General features: G+C 34.9%; 12 protein-coding genes and 1 tRNA gene. 10 read left to right on the forward strand and 3 right to left on the reverse strand.

The features are described 5' to 3' along the window. Positions 1-239: 239 nt before the first annotated feature. The 3 genes from V6246_RS14565 to V6246_RS14575 are packed head-to-tail and all read left to right on the forward strand — an operon-like array spanning position 240 to position 16,225. Positions 240-13,274, forward strand: a complete 13,035-nt coding sequence (locus V6246_RS14565) for a T9SS type B sorting domain-containing protein (protein ID WP_341561155.1) — start codon at positions 240-242, stop codon at positions 13,272-13,274. Positions 13,275-13,304: 30 nt separating this feature from the next. Beyond that, complete coding sequence (locus V6246_RS14570) at positions 13,305-14,237, forward strand: PorP/SprF family type IX secretion system membrane protein (protein ID WP_341561156.1); 933 nt, start codon at positions 13,305-13,307, stop codon at positions 14,235-14,237. 17 nt (positions 14,238-14,254) lie between these two features. Then, positions 14,255-16,225: an OmpA family protein gene (locus tag V6246_RS14575; protein WP_341561157.1), complete on the forward strand. Its 1,971-nt coding sequence runs from the start codon at positions 14,255-14,257 to the stop codon at positions 16,223-16,225. A gap of 62 nt (positions 16,226-16,287) precedes the next feature. On the opposite strand, the gene V6246_RS14580 is transcribed toward V6246_RS14575, so the two are convergent. Beyond that, entirely contained in the window at positions 16,288-17,877 is a 1,590-nt protein-coding gene (locus V6246_RS14580) for a peptide chain release factor 3 (RefSeq protein WP_341561158.1), read from the reverse strand. A 194-nt stretch (positions 17,878-18,071) separates the two neighbouring features. On the opposite strand from V6246_RS14580, the gene idi reads away from it, so the two are divergent. From idi to V6246_RS14600, 4 genes are all read left to right on the forward strand, one after another. Continuing rightward, a complete protein-coding gene (idi, locus tag V6246_RS14585) occupies positions 18,072-18,593 on the forward strand; it encodes an isopentenyl-diphosphate Delta-isomerase (RefSeq protein WP_341561160.1) in 522 nt (173 codons plus the stop codon). Position 18,594: 1 nt separating this feature from the next. Next, positions 18,595-19,005: a 6-pyruvoyl trahydropterin synthase family protein gene (locus tag V6246_RS14590; protein WP_159018186.1), complete on the forward strand. Its 411-nt coding sequence runs from the start codon at positions 18,595-18,597 to the stop codon at positions 19,003-19,005. A 139-nt stretch (positions 19,006-19,144) separates the two neighbouring features. Continuing rightward, positions 19,145-19,411 (forward strand): hypothetical protein, encoded by a 267-nt coding sequence (locus V6246_RS14595; RefSeq protein ID WP_159018185.1) that lies wholly within the window; start codon positions 19,145-19,147, stop codon positions 19,409-19,411. Positions 19,412-19,472: 61 nt separating this feature from the next. After that, positions 19,473-19,546, forward strand: a tRNA-Thr gene (locus V6246_RS14600). A 65-nt stretch (positions 19,547-19,611) separates the two neighbouring features. Here V6246_RS14600 and V6246_RS14605 read toward each other — a convergent pair. After that, on the reverse strand, positions 19,612-20,313 hold the full coding sequence (locus V6246_RS14605; RefSeq protein ID WP_341561162.1) for a DUF4369 domain-containing protein: 702 nt from the start codon (positions 20,311-20,313) through the stop codon (positions 19,612-19,614). 604 nt (positions 20,314-20,917) lie between these two features. On the opposite strand from V6246_RS14605, the gene V6246_RS14610 reads away from it, so the two are divergent. Beyond that, entirely contained in the window at positions 20,918-21,583 is a 666-nt protein-coding gene (locus tag V6246_RS14610) for a M15 family metallopeptidase (RefSeq protein ID WP_341561163.1), read from the forward strand. Positions 21,584-21,980: 397 nt separating this feature from the next. Here V6246_RS14610 and V6246_RS14615 read toward each other — a convergent pair whose 3' ends face one another. Continuing rightward, positions 21,981-22,673 (reverse strand): peptidylprolyl isomerase, encoded by a 693-nt coding sequence (locus V6246_RS14615; protein ID WP_341561164.1) that lies wholly within the window; start codon positions 22,671-22,673, stop codon positions 21,981-21,983. A 4-nt stretch (positions 22,674-22,677) separates the two neighbouring features. Between V6246_RS14615 and V6246_RS14620 the strand changes: the two genes are divergently transcribed. Together V6246_RS14620 and V6246_RS14625 are read left to right on the forward strand one after the other, a co-directional pair. After that, on the forward strand, positions 22,678-23,319 hold the full coding sequence (locus tag V6246_RS14620; protein ID WP_341561165.1) for an NUDIX hydrolase: 642 nt from the start codon (positions 22,678-22,680) through the stop codon (positions 23,317-23,319). 61 nt (positions 23,320-23,380) lie between these two features. Beyond that, positions 23,381-24,178 carry a lysophospholipid acyltransferase family protein gene (locus tag V6246_RS14625; RefSeq protein WP_159018179.1) on the forward strand — a complete coding sequence of 266 codons (798 nt, stop codon included), beginning with the start codon at positions 23,381-23,383 and terminating at the stop codon, positions 24,176-24,178. Positions 24,179-24,195: the final 17 nt, after the last annotated feature.

Genomic DNA, 24,195 nt, shown 5'->3' on the forward strand with positions numbered 1-24,195 from the left:
AATGTGCTTTTTTATGTTATTTCCTGTAAGTTTTTATTTATTTTTAAGGTAGGTTAAAACGGTTTTTAATACAGTATTGTAGCTTTTAGACGATTGGTTTAATGATTGAATTAAAACCGTTCGTCTATACTTTTGAGTTACTGGTCGCCTCGTTGTTACTTTCAATAGAATTCCCTGAAAGTAACGTATTAAAGACATTTAAATTTGTAATACAATTGATTAAAACAACTACGCATCTTATGAAATTATTCATCCCTACTTCGCAGAAAGTCAAAGCATTTTATTGCTTTATATTTCTGCTTTTTGCTTTCACTCAATTTACCTCTGCCCAATGCATCGCTGTAGACGATTGTGATGGTGACGGTATATTAAACGTTGATGACTTAGATGATGATAATGATGGTATTTTAGATACCGATGAATTGAATTGTTCTCCTAGTTTTATCGATTTAGGTCAAACCTTTTCAAGCACTGATGACCCAGGAATTATTAACAATATATATACTTTCGATGGTGCTAGTGCCAATTTTTCTTTTGAATTACAAGGTTCAGCAACATGGGCATCAGGAGTTAATAATGCAAGTACCGCAGGAGTTAGTGGTGACTATATTAATGTTCAACCCAATAATACTAATTTTACAAATGGTGATGTTGCTATTTATAAATTAACCTTTACAAATGGTCCTGTTTATAATTTAAATTTAAAATGGGGCGGATTAGATAATGATGACCGTGTAGATTTTTTAGCAAATAATTCAGGAACCAACGTCCCTGTGATCTTAAATGACATAAATTTAGGGGGGAATTTAACTCTTACTGGTCAATCAGCTGTTAGTTCGGCTGGAGGGGCTAATGCTCCAAACAACAGTATTTCTGTTTCAACTTCTGGTCCTATTACAGAATTAATAATTACCTGTGCTAAAAACTCGTCTACAAATAGTGGCAATGTTACTATGCAATTATATGAGCTTTCATATTGCTTAGAAAAAGATACTGATAACGATAATACCCCTGATCATTTAGATACCGATAGTGATAACGATGGTTGTCCAGATGCTTTAGAGGGTGATGGTAGCTATACGTATACAGATATAAATTCTGATTCTAGATTAACGGCAGCTGTCGATGCTACTGGTATACCTGGAAGTACTTCACAAGACGTAGGTACATCAACTGATAATACACAACAAGCAGATGTATGCAGTGAATGTAATTCGGAAAACCCTTCATATGTAGATACCGACGGAGATACAATTGGTGATTTCTGTGATGATGATGATGATAACGACGGTATTTTGGATATTGATGAAAAACAAGTACAAATTTGTAGTTATTATCCAACATTAAGTTTTAGTGGAGCAACCTTAGAGTCTGGTACAGCCTTAAACTCTGGTGCTGTTTATAGGTTTGCAAATGTAACCACAGGTATAGATGCTTTAGTTACTATTATATCATCTGATCCAAACCCTGGTATAGATAGTATAGATGACGATGGATCAAATGCGTCTAGCTTTCAACCTATTTTAGGATTAGGTAGTTCTGAAATTGAATTTGACTTTCAGTTTGTCTCTAGCGGAACATCTACTCCAGCAATAATTTCACAGTTTTATATTACCGCTGTAGATGTAGATGGAGATAATGTTGAAGGTAGAGAGTTTGTTGAGCTCGATATCGACGGAGGTGATGCTCAAACCGTAGAGACACCAAGCGATTTAACTATTTACGATACAGGTTTTGGTAAAAAATTTCAAGGCCCTGTAACTGTTGCTCCTGGTATAGATATAGATGCTACCAATGTAATGTTTACGGCTCGATATGCTCAAATAGATAATTTTAAAATGCGAATAGGAGCGAATCCAACTTCTGGTGTAAATAGATTATTTTCTATGAATTTTGACCCTTGTACCTATGAGCGTTATTCAAGTCCATCAAACTCAGATATTTTATTAGAAATCTTAGATACAGATAACGACGGTATTCCAAATCATTTAGACACCGATAGTGATAATGATGGTTGTCCAGATGCTTTAGAGGGTGATGGTAGCTATATCTATTCAGACATAGATTCAGAATCAAGATTGACGGATCCTATAGATGCAGCAGGTATTCCAAATAATGGGACATCTCAAGGAGCTGGCACATCAACCGATAATACAATACAAGCTGCAGAATGCGACCCTTGTGATAGTTCAAGCTCACTATTTACTGATAATGACAATGATGGTATTGGTGATGATTGTGATTTAGATGATGACAATGATGGAATACTAGATACTGATGAATACAATAAAAATTGTGGAGCAACTTCTTCTTCCAATATACATTTTACAGATTCATCATATAACCAAATAGCTGCAAATACTAATGATGGAGATTTAATAGCATATATAAAAGACTTTGATAGCGATGTAACAGCTGTCGCTACAACAAGACTAGGCTCGGGTAGTTTTGGAGCTACATCTCCTAATTATACGGATGGCACTATACAGGTTGATATGCAGAGTCGTAATTCAAATAATGATGTTACTGGGACTTCAACCGAAATTGTGTTTTCAGAACTTATATTATCATCAGAATTTAATGTAAGAAGCTTAGCAAGAAATGGATCTGGTACTTATAATGAGAGTCAAAATATTAAATTTTATAACAATGGAGTTCAAGTTCAATTTCCTGCTGTTATTTATGCAACGTCAGGGACAATAGGTACAGGAGCTTCCTATGATCCAGTTACTGGAGATGCTATAGCAGCAATAATAGGAGGTGCGGCGCAAGAAGCAAATTTTAGATTTAATATTGATAGACCTATAGATAGAATTGTAATAGCTCAGGCATCTGATGCTAATGCTGATAATATTGGTTGGAGACTTAGTATTTTATGTCCTTTTTATGGGGATACTGATAACGATGGTATCTATGATCATTTAGATCTTGATAGTGATAACGATGGGTGTTTTGATGCCCTAGAAGGCGATGCAGGTTTAGTATATGCTAATTTAAATAGTGATGGAAGTATAAACGCTGCTGTAAATGATAACGGAATACCTATTGCAACAAATGTTGGTACTGCGGGAACAGGAACAGAAGGTCAAGACGATGTATCTTCAACTAATGATGCGGTTCAAGCTGCGGAGTGCGATCCTTGTAATAGTTCTAGCTCACTTTTCTCTGATAACGATTTAGATGCTATTGGTGATTATTGTGATTTAGATGATGATAACGATGGTATTTTAGATAGTGAAGAGCAATCTTGCGGAAATGGTACAGAAGCCATATCTGCTGCCGCTGTAAATGCATCAATTGATAATGTTGCATTGCATGATGGTACAAATACACCACAGACGTTAACTCAAAACTTTACTGTACCTGGTTGCCCTGCCGATGGTGATGTAGTGTCTTACACTGTAACAGCTTTCCCTTCGAGAGCGGCATCTAATAATGTGAATATTTGTGCAGATGTAGATTCTTTTAAAGGATTTACAAATGCTACTTATGGTGATAATATTGGTATCGATAAACTTGCTGGTTGCGATGGAGGAATTAGATACCGAATTGAGTTTACTAGTGGTGCCGAAATTTTAGATCTTTCAAGTCTTTCACACGGAAATTTAGCTGCAGATGAAGCTATTATTATAACTTCTAATGTGCCTTTATTTGGACAAACTTATAAAAGACCTGATTTTGATGCCAGTTCGGATAATACAGGAACTAATGGTGGACCAACAATTAACGGAAGTGGAACAAATAGTGTTGCATTTGATAACGTTTCAGGTGGCTTCGGTGGAAATTTAAACGTTTGGGAAGTAAACTCAAACGGCGAAAAAGTAGAATGGGTAGAAATTGACTATTACAGAAGTTCAGGTTCTACAGCACTTTCATATGAATCTTTTACATTAAACCATGTAATTCCTTGCGATGCAGATTGTGATGGTATACCTAATTATTTAGATTTAGATTCTGATAACGATGGCTGTTTTGATGCCTTAGAAGGCGATGCCGGTTTAACATACTCAAATTTAAATAGTGATGGAAGTATAAACGCTGCTGTAAATGATAACGGGATACCTATTGCAACAAATGTTGGTACTGTAGGAGCAGGAACAACAGGTCAAGATGATGTGTCTTCAACTAATAGTGCAGTACAAGCTGCAGAGTGTGATTCATGTAATAGTTCGAGTTCACTTTTTTCTGATAATGATAATGATGGTATTGGTGATGATTGTGATTTAGATGATGATAATGATGGGATATTAGATACTGTAGAATGTGATATAACAAGTTATAGTGTTAATTTTGATTTAGATAATGAAGGGTGGATTATTGATAATAATAATTTAGATGGAAATGATGGAAATACCGTGCATTCAACAGCCACATTAACTAATTCAAATTGTGATTATTCTAGTATACCGGCCAGTCCATCAAATACTGATTATATTTTATGGACCGATGTAGCTGCAGGGAATGTTTATTTCGAAAACGCTACAGATTTAAACCTCGATCTTTCAGCCTTAACCAATAATGGAACTTTAAGTTTTAATTGGATAAATGGTGTTTATGGGGGAACAACTCCAACTTCAAGCGATATGATTATTGTGTTAAATGGAGGAGGTAAATCTGTTACATATCCGCTTACAGGTGTAGTAGGAAGTCTTATAAATACAGGGACATGGCATGCGATATCTGTAGATTTAACTACAACCAATTTTGGAGTAGATCTAACAGATGTTTTGGCAGATTTAGATGTGATTTCTATTAAAGTTGAAAATATAAACAATAGACAAATTGGAGATTCAGGTACAGTATGTTCGGATGCAGAATATATGGCTTTAGACGATTTAGTTTTGACTAGTTTATGTATCGATACCGACGGAGATGGAACACCAAACTACTTAGATTTAGATTCTGATGCCGATGGATGTAGTGATGCCGATGAAGCTTATAATAATATAGATGCCGATGACAATGATACAGGAATTTATGGCCCAGATATACCAACATTAGCAAATGGAGGTGTTGATGCAAATGGATTAGTTGTTTTAGCTGGAGTTACCGGAAATGCATACAACACAATACCTACAGCTACTGCAGGAGGATTAAATACTTTCGAAGAAGGGATGACCTTAGCTATAGATACAGCGCCTTCAAATGAAATAAAATGCGAAACAGAAACAGCGCAGTTTGATGCTGTTGCAAGTGCTGCACCAATAGGGACGAATACACCAGTAGCTACAGCAAGTACAGATGTTACGTATCAGTGGTCTGTAAGTACTGATGGTATTAATTATTCTAATTTAGCTTCCGAAACAGGTACCGTGGCAAGTGGAACAACAGTTTCACTTGAGTTAACAAATGTTACTAATGCCATGGATGGAAACATCTATAGAGTCGTTTTTACAAATGAGGCTAATATTTGTTTCGCTGAGGCGGAAGCCACTTTAACCGTAAATCCATCAGACGATGCAAGCTTTAATTATACTGCTGCCGCATTTTGTGTGAGTGATTCAGATCCAACACCAACAATTACAGGATTATCAAGCGGAACATTCTCAAGTGGAGCAGGTTTATCAATTAATACTTCAACAGGAGTAATTGATGTGAGCGCATCAACTCCTGCGACGTATACAGTAACATATACGACGGCGGGAACTTGTCCAAATAGTTCAACAGCTTCAGTAACAATCAATGCTTTAGACGATGCTAGTTTCAGTTATGATGCTGCTGCGTATTGTGCAGACGCTACGGATCCAACACCAACAATTACAGGATTATCAGGCGGAACATTCTCGAGTGCGGCTGGTTTATCAATCAATGCTTCAACCGGAGTCATTGATGTGAGTGCATCAACTCCTGCAACGTATACAATAACGTATACTACAGCGGGAACTTGTTCAAATAGTTCAGATGTTTCAGTAACAATAAATGATGTTCCTAATGCTCCTGCTATTTCAGGAGATGGACTTCTTTGTAATACTGAAACGACTACTTTATCAACAACAGCTACAGGAACTATAGTATGGAGTTCAGATACTCCAGGAGTGGCTTCAATTGATTCTAATACTGGAGTAGTTACTGCTGTATCTGCAGGTGCGGCAAATATTACTTATACGGTATCAGATGGAAATGCTTGTTCAACTGAATCTTCAGCATTCATTATTACAGTGAGTTGTATCGATGCTGTTATCAACGATTTCACGGCAGCACCAGTAGATGGTGTTTCGGGAGGAACAGCAGGCGATGTTACAGCCAATGATACCTTAAATGGAGCAGCAGTAGATGATACCTTAATCAACATCACTTTAGATAATGACGGTGGATTAACCGGAGTAACCATCGATGCTACCGGAAACGTAATTGTACCAGCAGGTGCCGATTCAGGAAACTACACCTTAACCTATACTATTTGTGAAATAGCAGTACCGAGTAACTGTGATACCACAACTGTAGATATTGTAGTTGATGGCACCATCGATGCTGTTATCAATGACTTCACGTCAGCACCAGTAGATGGTGTTGCGGGAGGAAGCGCAGGCGATGTTACAGCCAATGATACCTTAAATGGAGCAGCAGTGGATGATACCTTAATCAACATCACTTTAGATAATGACGGTGGATTAACCGGAGTCACCATCGATGCTACCGGAAACGTGATTGTACCAGCAGGATCAGATTCAGGAAATTATACATTAACTTATACTATTTGTGAAATTGTAGTATCAAGTAACTGTGATACCACAACCGTAGATATTGTAGTAGACGGCACCATTGATGCTGTTGTCAATGACTTCACAGCTGCACCAGTAGATGGCGTTGTTGGAGGAACAGCAGGCGATGTTACAACAAACGATACATTAAACGGCACTTTAGTAGATGATACATTAATCACAATCGCCTTAGATAATGATGGCGGATTAACCGGAGTAACTATCGATGCTAACGGAAACGTTATTGTACCAGTAGGATCAGATTCAGGAAATTACACCTTAACCTATACCATTTGTGAAATAGCAGTACCAAGTAACTGTGATACCACAACCGTAGATATCGTAGTAGACGGCACCATCGATGCTGTAATAAATGACTTCACAGCCGCACCAGTAGATGGCGTTGTGGGAGGAGGAGCAGGCGATGTTACAGCCAATGATACTTTAAACGGAGCGGCAGTAGATGATACCTTAATCAACATCACTTTAGATAATGATGGCGGATTAACCGGAGTAACCATCGATACTAATGGCGACGTAATTGTACCAGCAGGATCAGATTCAGGAAATTATACATTAACGTATACAATCTGTGAAATAGCAGTACCAAGTAACTGTGATACCACAACCGTAGATATTGTAGTAGACGGCACCATTGATGCTGTTATCAACGACTTCACAGCAACACCAGTAGATGGTGTTGTTGGAGGAACCGCAGGCGATGTTACAGCTAATGATACTTTAAACGGCGCTTTAGTCGATGATACCTTAATCAACATCACTTTAGATAATGATGGCGGATTAACCGGAGTCACTATCGATGCTACCGGAAACGTAATTGTACCAGCAGGCGCAGACTCAGGAAACTACACCTTAACCTATACTATTTGTGAGATTGCAGTACCAAGTAACTGTGATACCACAACTGTAGATATCGTAGTTGATGGAACTATCGATGCTGTAATAAATGATTTCACATCAGCACCAGTAGATGGCGTTGTGGGAGGAACCGCAGGCGATGTTACAGCCAATGATACCTTAAACGGAGCCGCTGTAGATGATACCTTAATCAACATCACTTTAGATAATGACGGTGGATTAACAGGAGTAACCATCGATGCTAACGGAAACGTTATTGTACCAGCAGGCGCAGATTCAGGAAATTATACATTAACGTATACAATCTGTGAAATTGCAGTACCAAGTAACTGTGATACCACGACTGTAGATATCGTGGTTGATGGAACCATCGATGCTGTTATCAACGACTTCACGGCAGCACCAGTAGATGGTGTTACAGGCGGAACCGCAGGCGATGTTACAGTTAATGATACCTTAAACGGAGCGGCAGTAGATGATACCTTAATCAACATCACTTTAGATAATGATGGCGGATTAACCGGAGTCACTATCGATGCTAACGGAAACGTAATTGTACCAGCAGGCGCAGACTCAGGAAACTACACATTAACTTATACTATTTGTGAGATTGCAGTACCAAGTAACTGTGATACCACAACTGTAGATATCGTAGTTGATGGAACTATCGATGCTGTAATAAATGATTTCACATCAGCACCAGTAGATGGCGTTGTGGGAGGAACCGCAGGCGATGTTACAGCCAATGATACCTTAAACGGAGCCGCTGTAGATGATACCTTAATCAACATCACTTTAGATAATGACGGTGGATTAACAGGAGTAACCATCGATGCTAACGGAAACGTTATTGTACCAGCAGGCGCAGATTCAGGAAATTATACATTAACGTATACAATCTGTGAAATTGCAGTACCAAGTAACTGTGATACCACGACTGTAGATATCGTGGTTGATGGAACCATCGATGCTGTTATCAACGACTTCACGGCAGCACCAGTAGATGGTGTTACAGGCGGAACCGCAGGCGATGTTACAGTTAATGATACCTTAAACGGAGCGGCAGTAGATCATACCTTAATCAACATCACTTTAGATAATGATGGCGGATTAACCGGAGTCACTATCGATGCTAACGGAAACGTAATTGTACCAGCAGGCGCAGATTCAGGGAATTATACATTAACCTATACAATTTGTGAAATTGCAGTACCAAGTAACTGTGATACCACAACTGTAGATATTGAAGTTGGTGGCACTATCAATGCTGTTGTAGATGACTTCACAGTAACTCCTATAAATGGAAAAACTGGAGGGACTGCTGGTGATGTTACTGCTAACGATACCTTAAATGGATTTGCGGTAAATGATTTAGAAATTAATATCACCTTAGATAATAATGGAGGTCTTGTAGGTGTAAGTATTGATGCTAATGGAAATGTAATCGTACCAGCAGGAACGACTTCAGGAACATACACAATAACTTATACTATTTGTGAAATAGCAGTTGCGACGAACTGTGATACTACAACAGCTATAATTGTTGTTGAAGAAGCAGTTATTGATGCTATAATTGATGATTTTAGTGTAACGCCGATAAATGGATATGATGGAGGAATAGTAGGCGATGTTACTCTCAATGATACTTTAGACGGTGTTGTGGTTACAGATTCTCAAATAACAATCACATTAGATGATAATGGAGGTCTAGTAGGAGCAAGTATTAGTGCTACAGGCGAGGTGAATGTGCCGGCTGGTACACCTGCTGGTTCTTATGTGTTGGCTTATACTATTTGCGAGAATTTAAATCCAAGTAATTGTGATAGTACAACGGTTACAGTTGAGGTTGATGCTGCAACAATTGGAGCTACTACTGATGATTTTACTTCAAACCCTATAAATGGATTAGAAGGTGGTATTGCCGGCGATGTTACGCTTAACGATACCTTAAACGGAGATCCTATTGATGATGGAAAAATATTTATTACTGATAATGGAGGTATACCAAGTGCGAGTATCGATGCCGATGGTAATTTGATTATTCCGCCAAATACACCTGAAGGCACTTATACAATAGAATATACTATTTGTGAGAATCTTAATCCAACAAACTGTGATTCTGCAAATGTTACCGTATTAGTTAGTGCAGCTATTATTGATGCTGTTAATAATGATTTTACAGCAACATCTTTTGATGGCTTAGATGGAGGAACAACAACTTCAGTGTATACAAATGATACTTTAAATAATGATCCTTTTGTTAATACAGCAGTAACTTCAAGTATAGTTAATGATGGAGGTTTAATGGGAGTAACAATTAATAACGACGGAACAATTAATGTTCCTGAGAATTCTATAGGCGGAACTTATAATGTTGAATATCAAATTTGCGAAGTTTTAAATACTTCAAACTGTGATACTGCAATTGCTATAATTGTAATTGATTTGCCAATAATTGATGCCGTTATAGATGATTTTACAACAAGTCCGGTAAATGGAACAAACGGTGGAGCTGTTGGAAATGTACTTGGTAATGATACAATCAATGGAGATCCTTTAACTTCAAGTGAAGTTATGATTTCATTAACATTAGATGGTGGTTTAACAGGTGTTACTATTGGAACAAATGGAGTTGTCGAAATTCCGGCAGGAACTTCTGCAGGAACTTATACTATTACTTATCAAATTTGCGATGTTATAAATCCAACAAACTGTGATACGGCAACTGCAATATTAGAAGTAGGTGCGGGAACAATAGATGCTATAAACGATGATTTCACCGCGTTACCAATTAATGGTTCTGATGGTGGAACGCCAGGAAATATTCTTTTAAATGATACGCTAGCAAGTAATGCCGTAATAGCTTCAGAAGTAACAATAGCTATAATTAATGACGGCGGATTAACAGGTATTGCAATTGATACTAACGGAGATACTACTGTGCCTGTTGGAACTGCAGCAGGAACTTACAGTGTGATTTATCAAATCTGTGAAAACATAAATTCAGGAAACTGTGATAATGCCGTAATTACTATTGTTGTTGAAGCTCCTGTTATTGAAGCTGTAAACGATGATTTTACAGCGGCACCAGTTAACGGATTAACAGGAGGCATTACAGCTTCTGTGTTTGGAGATGATACTATCAACACAAATTCTTTTGCAAATCCTGACGTTGTAGTCGCTTTAACAGATACCGCAGGATTAAATGGAGTAACAATAAATACAGACGGAAATATAAATGTTCCCGCTAACACTTCGGCAGGAACTTACGTTTTAGAATATCAAATATGCGAAGTGTTAAACCCTTCAAACTGTGATACAGCAACAGTAATAATTGTTGTTGGAGCAGCAGTAATTGATGCTATCAGCGATGATTTTAGTACAACTACAATTGATGGTCAAGCAGGAGGAACAGCTGGAGATGTAACATTAAATGACACATTAAATGGAGTTCTTGTAGATGATAATTCAATTGATATTACTTTAGATGATAATGGCGGATTAATTGGAGTTGCTATCAATAATGATGGAAGTATAATTGTGCCTCCAAGTTCAACTTCAGGAACGTATACCATAACATATACTATTTGTGAAAATTTAAACCCGACTAATTGTGACACGACTACGGCTATTGTAGTTGTAGGAGTTGGAATTATAGATGCGGTAGTTGATGATTTTACAGCAACACCAATTAGTGGTATTGATGGAGGTGTAGTAGGAGATGTTACTTTGAATGATACACTTAATGGAAACCCAGTAATAGATGCTAATATTTCAATTACACTTAATGATAACGATGGTTTAATAGGAGCTAGTATCGATATTAATGGGCTTATAAACGTTCCTGCGGGAACTCCAGCAGGTAGTTATGATATTACATATACTATTTGTGAAAATTTAAATCCAACCAATTGTAATTCTACAACAGTAACCGTAATAGTTGAACCGGCAGTAATCGATGCGATGGTTGATGATTTTAGTACAACTCCAATAAACGGAACTACAGGAGGAAATGTTGGTGATGTTACTAGCAATGATACTCTAAACGGGGATCCTATTTTGGACACAGATATCACAATTACTTTAGATAGTAATGATGGGTTAAATGGTGTTTCAATAGATGCTAATGGTAATGTAATTGTGCCTTCAGGTTCTATGGCAGGTACTTATGTTGTCTCATATACAATTTGTGAGAATTTAAATTCTTCAAATTGTGACACTTCAACAGTAACTATTATAGTTGAAGCAACACCTATTGATGCCATAGAAGATAATTACACAGCTACGGAAGCAGAGGGTATTGCAGGAATTACATATACAGATCTTTTAAATAATGATACTTTAAACGGGATTGCTGTAGATGTTAATGATATTTCGGTAACACCAAACACCAACGGCCCATTAACAGTAAATGCGGACGGAAGTGTAGATGTTGCTCCTAATACAACACCCGGAACATACACGGTAACTTATACAATTTGTGAAGTTGCTGTTCTTGGTAATTGTGATACGGCAACTGTAACCATTACGGTAAATACATCAACGGCTACACCTGTAGATGTAGAACCAGATACAATAGAAACAGAAGAAGATGCAGCTTTAGAGGTAGATGTTTATGGAAATGATACTTACGTTCCAACAACAGGGACTTTAGTAGCTACAGATCCCGCAAATGGAACAGTAGTAATCACCGATCCAAACGGAACACCAAACGATCCGAGTGATGATGTTGTAACATACACGCCAGATTCAGGATTTAATGGTGCAGATTCATTTGATTATACCGTTTGTGATAGCGAAACACCACAAAGTTGTGATACAGCAACTGTATCGGTAACGGTAAATGTGGCAACATGTACAAGTTCTGTTGATACAGATGGAGATGGTTATACCGATTGTGAAGAAACAACAGGAGTCGATGACCCAAGTACGGAAGCAATTCCAACGGGGATTTCAGATGAAACAAATCCATGTAGTCCAATATCAACTGGGTGCATTGCAGAAGTAACAGTAACTAAAATTGCAGATGTAACAGGTACAAATTTAGGAGAACAAATTAGTTATTCTATTTATGTTGAAAATACTGGAGATTACGATTTAACAGAGATCGCTTTAATAGACACCTTCTTAGATACAAATGGTGAAACATTAACATTAACTAGCGAACCAACTTTTGATAGTGCCGATTTAGGTAGTGCAGAAGGCACCTTATTAATTGGAGAAATAGCAACTTACACTGCTACATTTACAATTAACGAACAAGCTTTAAACGCAGGAGGCGTTAGCAATAGTGTTTCTGTATCAGGGAAAACCGCTAACAATCAACTTGTTGCCGATATAAGTGATGATGGTGATGATTTTGATGGCGATTTAGAAGAAGATGCTACAGTTACAGAGCTTGGTTGTTTATCTGTTATAAACGAGTTTTCGCCTAATGGAGATGGCTATGGAGACACTTTAGTTATTAATTGTATAGACAATTATCCTAACAACAGTTTAGAAGTTTATAACCGTTGGGGGAATATAGTTTACAAGAAAAAAGGCTATAGTAGCAGTAACGAATGGGATGGGATTTCCAATGGTAGAAGTACAGTACTTCAATCAGAAAAACTTCCGGTAGGAACATATTATTATGTTTTAGACTTAGGAAATGGTTCGAAACCTAAAGTAGGATGGTTATATATTAACAGATAATATTATCTTTAAGAAATAGAATTTATAAAAATGAAAGAATTCAAATTAAATACACAGTCTTTTCTATTGTTAATATGTTTAGTCATATTTAGTAGTTTAGATGCCGTTGCACAGCAAGATCCGCAGTATACTCAGTATATGTATAATACTATGAGTATCAATCCGGCATACGCAGGGCAAAGAGAGGTTTTAAGTATAACCGGTTTATATAGAACGCAATGGGTTGGTATCGATGGTGCTCCAAAAACGCAAACTTTAGGTATTCATGCACCATTAAGAAACGAGCGTATTGGTTTAGGGCTTTCTGTCGTAAATGATGCTTTAGGTCCAGCCGAAGAAACATATATAGATGCCAATTTAAGTTATAGCATTCCTTTAGATTACGATTATACTACCTTATCATTTGGAGTAAAAGCAGGGCTTCATCAATTAAGTACAGATTGGAGTAAAGGTAAGTATCAAACCACCGATCCTCTTTTTAATGAGCCTATTAGTAGATTATCACCTACTGTTGGTGTTGGTGTATATGTTAGTAATAGAGAATGGTATTTAGGAGTTTCTGCACCTAATTTATTAACCACAGATCATTATGATGATTTTATAGAATCGATAGCTACAGAGCGTATAAATTTTTATGCCATTGCAGGTTATGTATTCGATATTAATAATGATTTAAAACTGAAACCTTCAGCATTTATAAAAGCCGTTTCGGGAGCACCGGTAATTGGCGATATATCATTAAATGGATTATATAGAGAAAAATTAACGCTTGGTTTAGCATGGCGTTGGGACGATTCTGTAAGTTTACTTACTGGTTTTCAAATATCAGATGGCTTATACGTAGGTTATGCATACGATTTAACAACCACAGGTTTAAATAACTACAATAGTGGTTCTCATGAAATTATGTTACGTTTTGAATTACGTAAAGCAGGACGTTTATTATCTCCAAGATTCTTTTAAAGCCTAACCTTATGAAAATGAAAATACACATACTAACTATATTTTTAAGTCTAAGTGCAGTACTTAGTTATTCGCAAAAGGCCGATTATCAAAAAGCAAATAAAGCTTACGATAATTTTTCGTACGCAAAAACAAGTGATATTTTACTTGAAGTAGCTAATAATGGTTATACTTCGGTTAGCTTATTACAAAAATTATCCAATTCATTATATTTTAATAATGAAATGAAAGAAGCTGCTAAATGGTACGGCAAACTTTTTGAAGAAGTTGGAGAGACCGCTTTAGATAGTGAATACTACTTTAGGTATGCTCAAGCATTAAAAGCAACAGAATCTTATGAAGAGTCTGATGCTTGGATGCAAAAATTTTATGAGGCTAATAAAGATGATTTAAGAGGAAAAGCTTTTGCGGGTAAAAAAGATTATTTAGAGTCTATTTTATCGTTAAGTAGAGATTTAGAAGTTTTAAATTTGGATTTGAATACCGAAAAATCAGATTTTGGAACCAATCAATATAAAGATGAATTAATATTTGCTTCTTCAAGATTAGGAGACAAAATATACCAATGGAACAAGCAACCTTACCTAGATTTATATAAAGCAACAAAACAAGCCGATGGTTCTTATAAAAACGTGGTAGCCTTTAACGAGGATATTAATACAAAGTACCACGAGTCTACAGCTGCTTTTACTCCAGATGATGAGGTCATGTATTTTACAAGAAACAATTATTATAAAAAACGCTATAAAAAAGATGATGAAGGTGTAAATAGATTAAAAATTTTTAAAGCCACAAAAAACATAAATGGAGATTGGGGTAATGTAGAATCTGTTCATTTTAATAGTAGTGATTATAGTGTGGCACACCCAGCCATTAATGTAAGAGGAACTAAAATGTACTTTGCTTCCGATATGCCAGGAACTATTGGTCAATCCGATTTATATGAAGTAGATATTCTAGAAGATGGTACTTTAGGTAAACCTGAAAATTTAGGTGCTTCTATAAATACAGAGGCTCAAGAAACGTTTCCTTTTATAAATGAAACAGGTGATTTGTATTTTTCATCAAACGGACTTTCTGGTTTAGGAGGTTTAGATGTTTATGTAGTTAGAGATTTTGAAAATAAGCGTGAAAGTAATCAACCTTTAATTGTTGAAAATGTAGGAAAGCCAATAAATAGTTCTAAAGACGATTTTGGTTACTATGAAAATTTAGGAACTAAAGAAGGTTTCTTTACATCAAACAGAGAAGGCGGAAAAGGTGATGATGATATTTACAGCTTTAAAGCGATAGAGTGTGAGCAAATTGTAACAGGAACTGTATTAGATAAAAATACGCAAGAGTTACTAGCAGAGGCAACGGTAACATTGTATTCTAAAGATGGAGATAAAATAGAAACTGTTATTACAGACCAGGCAGGAGCATATAGTTTTTCTAAGTTAACTTGTAATGAACCCTTTTTAATTCGTGCAGAAAAAACAGATTATATAGGAGATGAAAAGAACTTTGTAACCTTAATGGGTACAGAGGATATGGTAATTAATTTGAATTTGGAAATTAATATCCAAGCCATTACACCATGTGCAGATTTAGCTAAAATTTTAGATATTCCTGTGGTTTATTTCGATTTTGATAAGTATAATATTAGATATGATGCTGAGGTCGATTTACAAAAGGTATTGGTGTTAATGAAGCAATATCCAACTTTAAAAATTGATATACGTAGTCATACAGATTGTAGAGGTACCGATGCTTACAACGAGACCTTATCTAGCAATAGAGCTAAATCTACTAAAAACTACTTAATAGGTAAAGGTGTGGACGCTAGCAGATTAACGGCTAAAGGTTATGGTGAATCTCAGTTAATAAACCATTGTGATTGCGATTCTAATAACCGATCTACTTGTACAGAAGAAGAACATAATAAAAATAGACGAAGTGAGTTTATAGTAACTAGTATAAACGGAAAGTCTTGCTTAGATAAATAAGAGCAAAATATAAAACATAAAAAAAGCCACTTTTAAAAGTGGCTTTTTTTATGTTTTATATTTTAAGAGTATTCAGAAACAAAGTGAAACTTAATACTTGGGTATTTCTGTTGTGTCATCTGTAAAGAGAAAGACGAATCGGCTAAGAACACCAATTGGTTTTGTTTATCCTTTGCAAGAAAACGTTGTTTTACTCTCACAAATTCTTTGTATTCATCGTTTTTAGGGTCTTCTGGTTCAACCCAGCACGCTTTAAACACATTAAGATTCTCGTAGGTACATTTAGCGCCGTACTCGTGTTCTAGTCTATATTGAATAACTTCATATTGAAGTGCTCCAACCGTTCCAATTACTTTTCTTCCGTTAAGTTCTAAAGTAAATAACTGAGCTACACCTTCGTCCATTAATTGGTCGATACCTTTAAAAAGTTGTTTCGATTTTAATGGGTCGGCATTATTAATATATCTAAAATGTTCCGGAGAAAAACTCGGTACACCTTTATAGTTTAAAATTTCACCTTCTGTTAAAGTATCACCAATTTTAAAAGTTCCGGTATCTTGTAAACCTACAATATCACCAGGGTAGGAGATGTCGACAATCTCTTTCTTTTCTGCAAAAAAGGCATTCGGACTAGAAAATTTTACTTTTTTATTATGGCGAACGTGTAAATAAGGCGCATTACGTTTAAACTCTCCCGAAACAATTTTAACAAAGGCCAAACGGTTTCTGTGGTTTGGATCCATATTGGCATGTATTTTAAATACAAAACCAGTAAATTTATCTTCGTCAGGTTTTACTAAACGCTCTTCACTTTGCTTTGGTCTTGGTTTTGGTGCAATTTCAACAAAACAATCTAGCAATTCGCGAACTCCAAAATTATTTAAGGCAGAACCAAAAAACACAGGTTGTTGCTCACCATTAAGGTACGTTTCTTTGTTAAACTCTGGGTAAATACCTTCAACAAGTTCAATTTCTTCACGAAGTGTATTAGCTGCTTTTTCTCCAATTAATTTATCTAATTCTGGTGATGCTAAATCCGAAATTTCAATAGTTTCTTCTATATCTCTTCTACTATCACCACTAAATAAATTAACGTTTTTCTCCCAAATATTATAGATGCCTTTAAAATCGTAACCCATACCAATTGGGAAACTTAAAGGTGCTACTTTTAAACCTAGTTTTTGTTCAACTTCATCTAATAAATCAAAAGCATCTTTACCTTCACGATCCATTTTATTGATAAAAACAATCATAGGGATGTTTCGCATACGGCAAACTTCAACTAGTTTTTCCGTTTGTTCCTCAACACCTTTTGCAACATCAATAACAACAATAACACTATCTACAGCGGTAAGTGTTCTAAATGTATCTTCAGCAAAATCCTTGTGACCAGGTGTATCTAAAATATTAATTTTAATACCATTGTACTCAAAAGCAAGTACAGATGTTGCTACCGAAATTCCACGCTGACGTTCAATTTCCATAAAATCACTCGTGGCACCTTTCTTTATTTTATTACTTTTTACGGCTCCAGCTTCTTGTATAGCTCCACCAAATAATAGTAATTTTTCTGTTAAGGTTGTTTTACCGGCATCGGGATGCGAGATAATACCAAAAGTTCGTCTGCGTTGTATTTCTTTTAAAAAACTCATAAATTTATGTTGAAAAGCGATTGCAAATATAGCCGTAAAAATACATTTATTGTAAGGTTTTAAATTTTAAAAAGGATAAACCCCTTGTAATTATCATTATCCATTCATTTTAGGGATACATTGGCACCTTGGCTTCTTCCGTTTAAATAAGTATTATTCTTTTTTTTAAAAATTAGTTGGTATTTTTGTGTTCTATGATTGAAGAAAAAGTTGTTTTAGTAAACGAAAAAGATGAGCAAATTGGTTTAATGCCAAAAATGGAAGCTCATGAAAAAGCAGTTTTGCATCGTGCATTTTCTGTATTTATTTTTAACGATAAAAATGAGTTAATGTTACAACAACGTGCATTAACTAAATATCATTCTCCGGGGCTTTGGACTAACACGTGTTGTAGTCATCAACGCGATGGTGAAAGTAATTTACAAGCAGGTAAAAGACGTTTGCAAGAAGAAATGGGCTTTGTTGCTGAGTTAAAGGAAACAACATCTTTTATATACAAAGCACCTTTTGATAATGGTTTAACAGAGCATGAATTCGACCATATTATGGTTGGACATTATAATGAAGCACCTGTAATAAACCCTGATGAGGTTGAAAGTTGGAAATGGATGCTTATTGAAGATGTTAAAGACGATATGGCTAAACACCCAGAAGAATATACAGAATGGTTTAAAATTATTTTCGAAAAATTCTACGAGCATATAAATATATCTTAATATGGAAGTTACAGTTAACAGAAAAGCACATTTTAATGCGGCACATAGATTGTATCGCAAAGATTGGAGTTTTGAAAAAAACGATGCCGTTTTTGGTAAATGCAACAATCCTAATTTTCATGGGCATAACTACGAACTTATAGTTAGTGTTACCGGTGAAATAGATAAGGAAACTGGTTTTGTAATGGATATGAAAGTTTTAAAAGACCTTATAGAAGCAGAAGTTGAAGATCAACTCGATCATAAAAACCTGAACCTAGAAGTTCCCGAGTTTAAAGATTTAAACCCAACAGCCGAAAATATAGCTGTGGTAATCTACAATAAACTAAAGCCTAAGCTGGATACTAAATTAGCTTTAGAGATTACACTTTATGAAACACCACGAAATTTTGTAACCTATTCGGGTAAATAAAATGGAGTTTCTGCTTTTAAAGCAGAATGAAAATCAACTTATAGTGTAGTAATAGCAGTACGTTATTAAAATAGTACTAAAAATGTAAACGGTTTAGAAGTTTATGTTTAATTTTGTAAAAAATTTAAAAGCAATTAAAATGGCAAATGTTAGAAACCTAAAAAAGGACATTAATTATGTTTTAGGTGATATTATAGAAGCAGTATATGTTTGGGAATACGCAAACACAGATAAAGATACTAAGCAAAGTGAAGCAATTATTGATGAAGCAATAGCTACTTTCGACGAATTGATAGTTAAATTAAATGCTAAACATGATAATGCAAAAGCGCATTTTAAGGCTATTAACGTGGAGTTAGAGACTAAAGGATTGGCTTTAATCGAAAAAATTAACAATTTAGGATAAATTTTTTGACATAAATGTTGCATATCTAATTATAGATACTATATTTGCACTCGTTAAAAAAGCCGATGTAGCTCAGCTGGCTAGAGCAGCTGATTTGTAATCAGCAGGTCGTGGGTTCGAGTCCCTCCATCGGCTCTTAAAAATAAAAAAGACCTTTCAAATTTGAAAGGTCTTTTTTTATGCTTAAAAAGTAAGGTTTGTTATTCTTTTTCAGTAGCCTTAATCTCATCAAGAAATCGTTGTAATTCCTTTCCGTATTTAGATGCTTTTACTTTATCGGTTAACGATACATTAATAGTGTCTAGTAAACTTGTTCTAGCATTGTATATTTCGGTTAAAGCTAAATAAGGCGCAACCTCGCTGTCTTTATTGTTTAGTGCAAAATTAACCGTAAATAAATATCTGCGTTTTAAAATGGTGCTATACTGCTTTTCTACGCTCTTTAACTTAGTCGTGTCGCCAGCTATTTGCGCATCAAACTTTTCTTTTATTAAATCTAAGTTTCTATTGTTAAATCGGCTAATCATGGTTTTGTAATCTTCCAGTACTTTTTGTTGTTCCGATCCTGTAATTTTAGCATCGTACATAAAGTTTTTAAGAGATGTGTTTATTTCTGTAACACCTTTATCTGCAAAAAATGAAATACCATCTTCTCTCTTGCTGTTTTTATCTAAAAATAAAAAGAAAACCTCTGGAGACTCTAATGTACTATGTAATTCAAAATTAGGATTTCCACTTATAACTAAAGAGTCTACATTAATAAGCGTAGAATCTTTTACTTTTTTAAGATAAACAGTTCCTTTTTTTAAACCATCAATACGGCCTTTAACAGTTAAATCGTGTTGTTCTTCTCCGCAAGAAACCAATAAACAAACTAGTAATAATACAAGTACTCTATTCATATATAATTATGCTTTTTTTAGTTAAGCAAATATCTCACTTTTATATTTTAAATACTAATGCCCATAATTGAATTATTTTAGTTAAAACTATCTAAAAAAAAGATACATGTATAAAGTTTGGCACGCAGTTTGCTTTTAGATTAAACGTTACACTTTATGTAAAAGTTTATTGAGTGGTTACTTTAAACTGTAGAGTTGTAACTCATATTTTGATTGGTTAGTTAGAAAAAAAGCATCCGTTTTCGGGTGCTTTTTTTGTGTAATAACGTTCTGTTTTTCGATTTCTCGGAATTAAAAAAAGATGTATTTCACCGGTGATTTTAAATATTTTATCTATAAATGTTAAAATTTAATGCATTTCATCGATTTGATATGTATTTAGTCGTTCGGTTACATTTCTAAATTATATATTTGAATAGTTCTAAATAACACATTTTTTAGATCAATGGATTAATTAATTAGTATTTGCATTATGTTGTTGAAATGGAATCCCAAATCTAACCTCATAATACTAACGCAAATGATAGAAAACCGAGTTTGAGGGAACTCGGTTTTTTTTATGCCTAATTTTTAGTAAAACATTATTTTAGCTAACTTCGCTATTATGAATTTTAAATATCTCTACCTCGTTTTACTCTCTTCTGTGGTTTCATTTGCTCAATTGCCAGAAGGTTTTGTTTATGTAAAAGAAGTTATACCAGATTTGCATGTAGAATTACGCTACAACACCGATAACAATTTTGTTGGGCAACCCGTAGATGGTTATAATTCTAATCGGTTAATACTAACAAAACAAGCTGCGGAAGCCTTACGTTTGGTGCAAGAAGAGTTGGAAGACGAAAACTTATGCTTAAAAGTCTACGATGGTTATAGACCACAACAAGGCGTAAACCATTTTATGCGTTGGGCTCGCGATTTAAATGATACGGTGAATAAAACAATTTTTTATCCTAAAATTAAAAAACGAACATTATTTAAAGCCGGATATATAGCAACCAAATCGGGGCATAGTAGAGGTAGTACCATAGATTTAACTTTGGTAGACGGGAGTACAGGTGAAGTTTTAGATATGGGTAGTCCTTACGATTTTTTTGGTGAAGCCTCTTGGGTAAATTATCCACACATATCAGAAAAACAAAAAGAAAATCGACAAAAACTTCAAACAGTTATGCTTAAGCATAGTTTTAGAAATTACTCAAAAGAGTGGTGGCATTTTACATTGCGTTGGGAACCATTCCCTAAAACCTATTTCGATTTTCCTGTAGAATAGATTTGTTTGCCTTGATAAAAGTTATTCTCTTGGCTCTTTAAAGGATATATTTTGAATGAAAGATTGATTACAATTTAATGGAAAGAAAGAACCATAAGGAATTTAAAAAATTCACCACAACAAAAATTATTAGAGTGGTTAATATTTTAGCAGCAATTCTATTTATGGCATTTAAAGTGATTGATAAATCAGGGTTGTTGGCACTCTATTATGCGTTTTACTATTATTTGTGGCTTTATATTCTGTTTTTATGTTTAGAAATAAGGTATTATAAATTAACCCAAAGCAGCCTAGTAAATTATACTATTAAGCATCCTTTATCAATTATAGGTATTGTACTTCCTGTATTATTTGTGTTTTGTTTTTGAACTAACATTATTCGCGAAATAGTAAGTTGCTATTCAATAATTTCACAATCACGAATATATATATTCTGTAAAGGCCAATCGCCTTTACCGGTTTCTACAGCTGCAATTTTATCAATAACATCCATCCCACGAGTTACATGTCCAAAAACAGTATAATCGCCATCTAGAAAATGCGATCCGCCATGTTGTTGAATAATAAAAAACTCGTACGGCGACGCTAGTTTATGTGGGTTTTCAATGGCACTACTTGGCATCGAAATAACGCCTCTATCATGTTCAAAACCACGTTTAGTATCTGGCGGAAGCAAGTATTTACCTATTTTTCCTCGCTTTTTAGAAATTTTCACATCATCGCTATTTCCGGCTTGCACCATATAATCATCAATAACGCGATAAAACTGTGTATCTACAAAATATTTTTGCTTCGTTAAAAATATAAAATTCGATCTATGAAATTTAGTTTCATTGTAAAGTAAAATATCAAAACTTCCAAAATCGGTTGTTATACGTACTTTATTCTCTTTATGGTGTTTATCATATTCTAGAAAAAACTCCATAGCACTTTTGGAATCTAACTTTTCAAAAGCATCCTCTTTTTTCGGTTTAGTATCTTTTTTAGTTGTTTTTGTAACTACAGATTCTGTTGTCGTTTTCTTCTTAGATTGTTTATCTTCACAATTCAGAAATAAAAAAAAGAAACACAAAAGCAAACCTATACGCATATCAATGAATTTTGATGAATTTTTAGAATCGATTTCAAAAATAAAAAATATACCGCTACCAGCCGAGGCTTCTCAGTTTAAAATGGTGCCTTCTTTTAGGCAAGAGCTTTTAAGGCAGCAGCAGGATGCTATTAAAAAGGCTAAAAAAGCAGGTGTTTTAGCGTTATTTTATCCTAATGATAAAAACGAAACAACCTTTGTTTTAATACTTCGGAAAGTCTACAAAGGCGCACATTCTGGGCAAGTTGCCTTTCCTGGCGGGAAGTTAGAGTCTAGCGATAAATCGTTGCAAGATGCTGCGGTTCGCGAAACATTTGAAGAGGTTGGTGTGCCCATCAAAAACATTAAGGTTATTAGAGAATTAACTGAGGTTTATATTCCGCCAAGTAACTTTTATGTGCACCCGTTTATTGGTGTTTTGCAAAATCAGCCTAGTTTTATTAAACAAGATGATGAAGTAGAGGCCATTATAGAAATAAAATTACAACATTTTTTAGATGAAAAAATAGTCATTCAAAAAACAGTAAAAACCTCGTATAGCCTTGAAGTCGAGGTGCCTGCATTCAATTTAAACGGGCATGTAGTTTGGGGAGCAACAGCAATGATGCTTAGCGAAATTAAAGACTTATTAAAACAGCTTTTGTAATCTGTTAGAATTGTTACATTTGTATTTTAGTATATTAACTAATCAATTTGACGTGTGATTTATGGGATTGTTTAAAAGAAATCCGTTCGGACATATATTATTTTTAAAGAAATGGCTAATTAGAATCTTTGGTGTGATAACACATAGAAGGTTTCGTGGCTTTAATGAACTACAAATTGAAGGATCGGAAATTATTAAAAATTTACCCGATACCAATGTGCTTTTTGTATCAAACCATCAAACGTATTTCGCAGATGTTGTAGCTATGTTTCATGTTTTTAATGCGAGTTTAAGCGGAAGAACAGATTCTATAAAAAACATAGGTTATATCTGGGATCCAAAACTTAATATCTATTACATAGCCGCAAAAGAAACTATGAAAGCTGGTTTGTTACCAAAAATATTAGCTTACATGGGTTCTATTAGTATAGAACGTACTTGGAGATCGGAAGGTAAAGATGTTAATCGTCAGGTTAAAATGAGTGATATTTCTAGTATTGGTAAAGCTTTAGATGATGGTTGGGTTATTACATTTCCACAAGGTACAACCACTCCTTTTAAACCTATCAGGAAAGGAACAGCACATATTATTAAACGTTACAAACCTATTGTTGTACCAATCGTTATCGATGGTTTCCGTAGATCTTTTGATAAAAAAGGATTATTTATTAAGAAGAAAAATATTTTTCAATCTTTTGAAATTAAAGAACCTTTAGAAATAGACTATGAAAACGATACACACGCAGATATTGTTGAAAAGATAGAATATGCTATAGAGCAACATTCATCTTTCTTAAAAGTAGTTTCACAAAAAGATCTAGCAGCTCTAGAGGAATTAAATAAAAAGCGCGAATGGTAAAACATTATGCTTTTAAT

The sequence above is a fragment of the Algibacter sp. TI.3.09 genome (assembly GCF_038154905.1).
In the GTDB taxonomy this organism is placed as follows: Bacteria; Bacteroidota; Bacteroidia; order Flavobacteriales; family Flavobacteriaceae; genus Algibacter.